Annotated in this window: 6 protein-coding genes; all 6 read right to left on the reverse strand. The window is 64.4% G+C overall.

Features of this window, described 5'->3' with window-relative positions; translation table 11 throughout:
* Window positions 1–289: 289 nt before the first annotated feature.
* Window positions 290–1,303, reverse strand: a complete 1,014-nt coding sequence (locus tag ELR45_RS00355) for an ABC transporter ATP-binding protein (RefSeq protein ID WP_165367328.1) — start codon at window positions 1,301–1,303, stop codon at window positions 290–292.
* A complete protein-coding gene (locus ELR45_RS00360; protein ID WP_129662546.1) occupies window positions 1,296–2,342 on the reverse strand; it encodes an ABC transporter ATP-binding protein in 1,047 nt (348 codons plus the stop codon). The genes ELR45_RS00355 and ELR45_RS00360 overlap by 8 nt, the downstream gene beginning before the upstream one ends.
* Entirely contained in the window at window positions 2,342–3,313 is a 972-nt protein-coding gene (locus ELR45_RS00365; protein ID WP_129662547.1) for an ABC transporter permease, read from the reverse strand. The genes ELR45_RS00360 and ELR45_RS00365 overlap by 1 nt, the downstream gene beginning before the upstream one ends.
* Window positions 3,306–4,229 carry an ABC transporter permease gene (locus ELR45_RS00370; RefSeq protein ID WP_129662549.1) on the reverse strand — a complete coding sequence of 308 codons (924 nt, stop codon included), beginning with the start codon at window positions 4,227–4,229 and terminating at the stop codon, window positions 3,306–3,308. Before ELR45_RS00370 ends, ELR45_RS00365 begins: the two co-directional genes overlap by 8 nt.
* Before the next feature lie 112 nt (window positions 4,230–4,341).
* A complete protein-coding gene (locus tag ELR45_RS00375) occupies window positions 4,342–6,051 on the reverse strand; it encodes a peptide ABC transporter substrate-binding protein (protein ID WP_129662550.1) in 1,710 nt (569 codons plus the stop codon).
* A 251-nt stretch (window positions 6,052–6,302) separates the two neighbouring features.
* The coding region (locus ELR45_RS00380) for an undecaprenyl-diphosphate phosphatase (protein WP_276320625.1) at window positions 6,303–6,542 on the reverse strand (240 nt) is incomplete at its 5' end.

Genomic DNA, 6,542 nt, shown 5'->3' on the forward strand with positions numbered 1-6,542 from the left:
AGCGAGCCGGGCAAGCCTTTATAGGATCCAGCCCCGAGATGGAGATCGCCTCACGCCCGTTGAACGGACGTGAGGCGATCTGTTCCCAGCCGCAGGCGCGCAGACCGACCGAGCGAGGGTGAGAGATTTCCGTCCATGGTGTGGTGGGCATCGGGCGGCTCGCGTACGAAACGCCGGCGATCAGCGAAACTTAGAGTCGCGAGCCGAACCGCTGGGCAAGGACGGAAATCTCTCTCCCTCGCCTTGAGCGCGACTCGCGTACGTGCGGGAATCGGGCCCAAAACGACCCTCAATCCACGTGCACGATCTCCACGCTCTCGGCGAAATGGCATGCCGATGGGTGACCCTGTCCCCGATCGGTCAGCGCCGGGTCCTCGTCAACGCAGATCTGCTGCGCCTTCCAGCAGCGCGTCCGGAAACGGCAGCCGGACGGCGGGTTTGCCGGCGACGGCACGTCGCCGGTCAGCACGATCCGCTCCTTGGCGCCGCGCAGCGCGGGCTCGTGCACGGGCACAGCCGACAGCAGCGCCTGCGTGTAGGGATGCGCCGGCCGGTCATACACGTCGGCGTGGCTGCCGGACTCCACGATGCGACCGAGATACATGACGGCCACACGATCGCTGAGGTGGCGCACGACCGAGAGGTCGTGCGCGATGAACAGGTAGGACAGTCCAAGCTCGTCCTGTAGATCCTCCAGCAGGTTCATCACCTGCGCCTGGACCGAGACGTCGAGGGCCGAGACGGGCTCGTCACACACCAGCACACTCGGGCGCAGCGCCAGCGCGCGCGCCACACCGATGCGCTGGCGCTGCCCGCCGGAGAACTGGTGCGGGTAGCGGTTCACATAGTCCGGGTTCAGGCCGACCAGATCGAGCAGCTCGCGCACCCGGCGGGACCGCTCCTTCTTCGGGACCACGTCCGGGTGGATCTCCCACGCCTCGGCGACGATGTTGCCGACCGTCATCCGCGGGTTGAGCGACGCATACGGATCCTGGAAGACGATCTGCACCTGGCGGCGGTAACGGCGCAGCTCCCGCCGGCCCATGCCGGCGACGTCCTTGCCCTCGAAGATGATCTGCCCGGACGTCGGTTTAGTCAGGCCCATCATCAGCTTGGACACCGTGGACTTTCCGCATCCGGACTCCCCCACCAGGCCCATCGTCTCGCCGGGATAGAGCTCCAGGCTCACACCGTCCACGGCCTGGACCTGGCCGACGGTCCGTCTGAAGACGATTCCGCTGGTCAATGGGAAGTGCTTGACCAGGTCTTTGATCACTAGGATGGGCTCGCGGGAATCACTCACCGTAAAGCTCCTCGCTGTAGTGACAGCCGCTCTTGCGGCCGGGCCGAACCTCACGCAGGTCCGGGACCTCAACGGCACAGTCCCGGCCAGGCGCGGCTGCCGAGCCGACCCTCGCGTGTGGGCAACGAGGGTGGAAGGAGCAGCCTGCCGGTATCGCCGCCAGGTTCGGCGGCTGCCCCGTGATCGGGTTCAGGCGCGTGCCCTTCGATTCGGCCTGTGGGACCGAGCTCATTAGGCCCGCCGTATAGGGATGCGTGGGCGACGTGAAGACCTCGTCGATCGTTCCGGACTCGACGATCTTGCCCGCATACATCACGGCGACGCGGTCGGCGACCTCGTTGACCACGCCGAGGTCATGCGTGATGAGGATGAGCCCCATGCCGGTGTCCGCCTGCAAGTCGCTGAGGAGCTCCATGATCTGGGCCTGGACCGTGACGTCCAGCGCCGTGGTGGGCTCGTCGGCGATCAGGATCTCCGGATCCAGCGCCAGCGCCATGGCGATCATGACGCGCTGCCGCATCCCGCCGGAGAACTGGTGCGGGTAGTCGTTCACCCGCTCCCGCGCGGCCGGGATACCGACGCGCTCCATGAGCTCGATCGCCTTCGCCTTGGCCTCCCGACGGGATGCGCCCTGATGAGCCCGGTGCATCTCGCCGATCTGGTGCCCGACGCTGAACACAGGGTTCAGCGACGACAGGGCGTCCTGGAACACCATGGCGATACCGGGTCCCCGCAGAATCCGCTGCTTGTGCGAGGACATCTTCAGGATGTCCTCGCCGTGGAAGCGGATCGACCCACTGGTGATGAAACCCGGCGGAGTGTCCAGGATGCCCATGACCGCCTGGACGCTGACGCTCTTCCCGGAGCCGGATTCTCCGAGGATGGCCAGGGTCTCGCCCTTGTTGACGGAATAGGTGATGCCGTTGACGGCACTCACGGTGCCGTACGTCGTCCGGAACTCGACGTGCAAGTCGTCGACCTCCAGAACGGGCACGCCGACGGAACCGGCGAACTGGGGCGTGGTCAATGTTTCAGACATCAGCGCAACTTCGGGTCGAGGGCATCACGCAGGGCGTCTCCCATCAGGATGAAAGACAGAACAGTCAGGGACAGGAACAGGCTTGGGAAGAAGACCAGGAACGAGGAGTCACGGAACCGGTTGAGGCCCGAGTTGATCTGTAGTCCCCACGAGACCTCGGGCAGCTGCAGCCCGATCCCCAAGAATGACAACGTCGCTTCCGCGGCGATGATCAAGCCGACGGTGATCGTGGCGTAGACAAGGACCGGCGCCACAGCATTGGGCAGGATGTGCCGGGTGAGTATCCGCCATGTCGACGCGCCCAGGGCTCGCGCGGCTTGCACGTAGTCAGCGTCTTTCACTGAGACGACTGTCGAGCGGACCAGTCGCATCGCCGTCATCCACCCGAAGACCATGAGCGCGAGCGACACCTCCGGAACTCCGCGGTTACTCAGCGTGGACAACAAGAGGAACGCGCCCAGAATCAAAGGCACGCCATAGAAGACGTCCGTCACCCGGGCCAGCACCGCGTCGAGCCAACCGCCGTAATAGCCCGCCAACGCGCCGACGACCACACCGATGGTCAGGATGCCGAGCACCGTGAAGAACCCCACGGCCATCGAGACTCGCGCGCCGTGGACCACGTTGGCGAAGTAGTCCCGGCCTTGTATGTCGTATCCGAACCACGCCTCACCGCTGGGCCCCTCGGCGGACCGGGAAAGATCGGCGACGTTGGGATCCGCGTTCGTGAACAGCTGCGGCACGACGGCCATGACGGCGAACACAAGGAACAAGGCCGCGCCGGAGAGGAACAGCGGGCTGCGCCGCAGCTGCCGCCATGCGTCGGACCAAAGGCTGGCTTGGCGGAGCTCGCCTCCCGCTTGGGCCACCGTCGTCTCGGTCGCCTTCTGGTCTTGCGGCGAGCCCGACTCAATGACGGTCTGCGTCCCGCCCAGATCGTCTTCTACGTCCCTGGGCTGCTGGTCAGTCATAGCGGATCCTTGGATCTATCACGGCGTAAAGGATATCGACCACCAAGTTGAACAGAATGTAGAAGAACACGAAGATCGTCACGATCCCGACGACCACGAAACCCTCTTGCCGCAGGACCGAGTCGAACACGGCTCGGCCCAGCCCTGGGAGATTGAACACCGTCTCCGTCACGATCGCGCCGGCCATCAGGTTGGCAAGGTCCGCACCGATGAAGGTGACCACCGGAATCATACTGTTGCGCATGGTGTGCTTGCCCACGACGACGGAGGGCTTGAGGCCCTTCGCCCGGGCTGTGCGCACGTAGTCCTGCCGCAGGTTCTCCGCGAGACTCGTACGGGTCAGACGTGCGACATACGCGAGCGAGAGCGATGCGAGCACAAGCCCGGGCAGAATATAGCTGCGGAACCCGTCGCTGAGCCCTGCGATCGGGAACCATCCCAGCCGCAGCCCGAACGCGTACTGGGCGACGAAGCCGAGCACGAACACGGGAATCGACACGACGACCGTCGTCGACACCAGCACCAGGTTGTCCATGTACGAACCACGACGGACACCGGCGAGCACACCGGCGGTCAGGCCGATGATGATCTCGAAGACGATCGCTGTCAGCGCCAGGCGCACCGTCGTCGGGAGCCGCTGAGTGATCGTGTCGATAACCGGCCGGCCGGCGAAGTCAGTACCCAGATCACCTTGAAGGAGCCCGAGCATGTACTTGCCGTACTGGATCAGCAACGGGTCGTCGAGGTTGTACTCGTCCCGGATGGCGGCGAGTGCCGCCGGTGTCAGCGGGCGGTCTCCGGCCAGCGCCCGGACCGGGTCACCGGGTAGGGCGTAGACCATCCAGAAGATCAGAAACGATGCACCGATAAGTACCGGGATGGTCATCAATGCCCGACGCGCGATGTAGCGGGCCATGCCCCTCCTTACGACTGAGCGCTATGGCTGAGTGCTCTGTGATCTCACAGGTAGCGTTGGGGTGCACCCCAATAGGCACACCCCAACGCTACCGGTCAGTGATCCTCTGAGGTCACTGGTTCACAGTCACGCCCGCCAGATCGATGCGGGAGAAGGGGTCGATCACGATGTTGTCGACGTTCTCGGTGTGTACGGCCTGGTTCACGCCGTAGAACAGCGGCGTGGCAGGCATGTCCTGGCACAGCACGTCTTCGGCCTGCTGGTACAGCGCCGTCGCCTCTTCGGGGTCACCGGCGACGTCACCCTGGTTGATCAGGTCGTCGAACTCCGAGCTGTCATAGAACACGTCGTTCGTACCGCTGGGCGGGGTAGCAGTCGACTTGAACAGCGGCCCGAGGAAGTTCTCGAGGCTCGGGTAGTCCAAGACCCAGCCATGCCGGAACGGACCGGTCATCTGCTGCTGCTCGCGCAGGTCCAGCAACTCCGCGAAGTCGATGCTCTCCAGGCTGTAGTTGGCGATCCCCAGGTTGTCGCGCAGCTGGATCCCGATGGCCTCGACCCATTCGTCGTGCCCGGCACCGGAGTTGAACCACAGGTCGATCGGCTCGGACCGGTCGAATGCGCCGTCTGCTTCCGCCTCGTCGAGCAGATCGTTGGCTCGATCAGGATCGAACGTGGCGAACTCGCAGGCGTCCTCGCGGTAGCCGTCGACCACGGGCGAGGCGAATGATTGCGCAGGGGTGCGAGAACCCAGGAAGATCGACTCCGTCAGCGCTTCTCGGTCGATGCCGAGCGACAGGGCCTGCCGCACGCGCTCGTCCTGGAGGCTCTCGAGGTACATCGGGAACCCGAGCATCGTGACGTCGCCGCGCGGGTATTCGACCCACCGGTCACCGAACTCGTCAGCGCCGCTGCCCAGCGCACTCTGCGGGAGCGTGTCGGAGAGGTCGAGGTTGCCCGCCTGGACGTCCGTGTAGGCGGTGTTCTCGTCGGCGTACACGCGGAACTCGATCTGGTCCGCGTTGCCGGGGTTGTCGCCGGCGTACTCCTCGTACCTCTCGATCTCCATGCCCTGCCCCGGCTGGTACGGCCCGGTCGCCGCGTACGGGCCATTGCCGATGGGCTGCTCGCCGAACCCGTCCTCGTCTTCGAAGAACGCCTCCGGCAGCGGGAAGAACGCGGTGTAACCCGTGGTCAGTGGCCAGATGGCGAAAGGCTCCGAGAGCGTGACCTCGAAGGTCAGGTCGTCGATGACATTCAGGCCGGACATCTCCTCGGACTCCGGCTCCTCGTTGACGATGACCTCACCCTCCTCGGTGAGCTCGACGTCACCCTGAAGGTCCTCGAAACCCTCGATGTTGGCGAAGAAGTAGGAGTTGTTCGCGGCGTTAGGGCCGTATGCCGTCCAGTTCCATGCGTCCACGTACGATTGCGCGGTCACCGGAGTGCCGTCGTGGAAGGTCCAGCCGTCCTTCAGGGTGACGGTGTAAGTCTGAGCGTCACCCGAGTCCTCGATCGACTCAGCGACACCTGTGAACTCCATCTCGTACGTCTCATTGTTGTACTTGATCAGCCCGGTCCAGAGGGTGTCGACGATCTGGCCACCCTCTGTCTCGTTCGTCTTGCCCGGAATCAGCGGGTTCTGTGGTTCGCTGATATAGGTGCTGAACGCGCCGCCAGTCGGCTCGCCGGTGTCACCGTCGCCGTTGTCGCCGCTGCCGCTATCGCTGCTGTCCTCATCGTCGTCGCCACCGCAAGCGGCAAGCGCGAGCGCCAAGGCGGTGATAGCCGCCAGGCTCGCTTTTCGCGCAGAGTTACGCATTGGGTAAACCAACCCTCCATGATTGTGTCATTTTCCGCCACCCTGGCCCACATTTCTAAGCTGCTGGATCATCTTCGGCAAGCTCACAGCGATAGTAGCGTCATTCCGCAACCAACTTGTGACTCGTTTCCGATGACCAGGCCACAAAACATCACGAGTTCTCATCGTACAGTCGTAAATCGTCCGGCATCCGGACGTTTGCGATCTCATGTTGTGACTTCGGCCGCCGCGCCCGACGTCCCATCCGGCCACTACGCGAACTCGCTCAGAGTCCCTGTAGCCAACAGGATCAGGGTCAGCCCGCCGAGGGCGATCCGGTACAGCACGAACGGCGCATACGAGCGCCGCGTCAACCAGCGCATCAGCCACGCGATCACGGCGTATCCGGCGAAGAACGCGACCGCCGTCGCGAGCAACGTCGGCCCCATTCCGTAGGCCGACCCCTCCTCCATCGCGGACGGCCACTCATAGAAGCCGGCGCCCATCACGGC

The organism is Phytoactinopolyspora endophytica (assembly GCF_004138495.1).
In the GTDB taxonomy this organism is placed as follows: Bacteria; Actinomycetota; Actinomycetes; order Jiangellales; family Jiangellaceae; genus Phytoactinopolyspora; species Phytoactinopolyspora endophytica.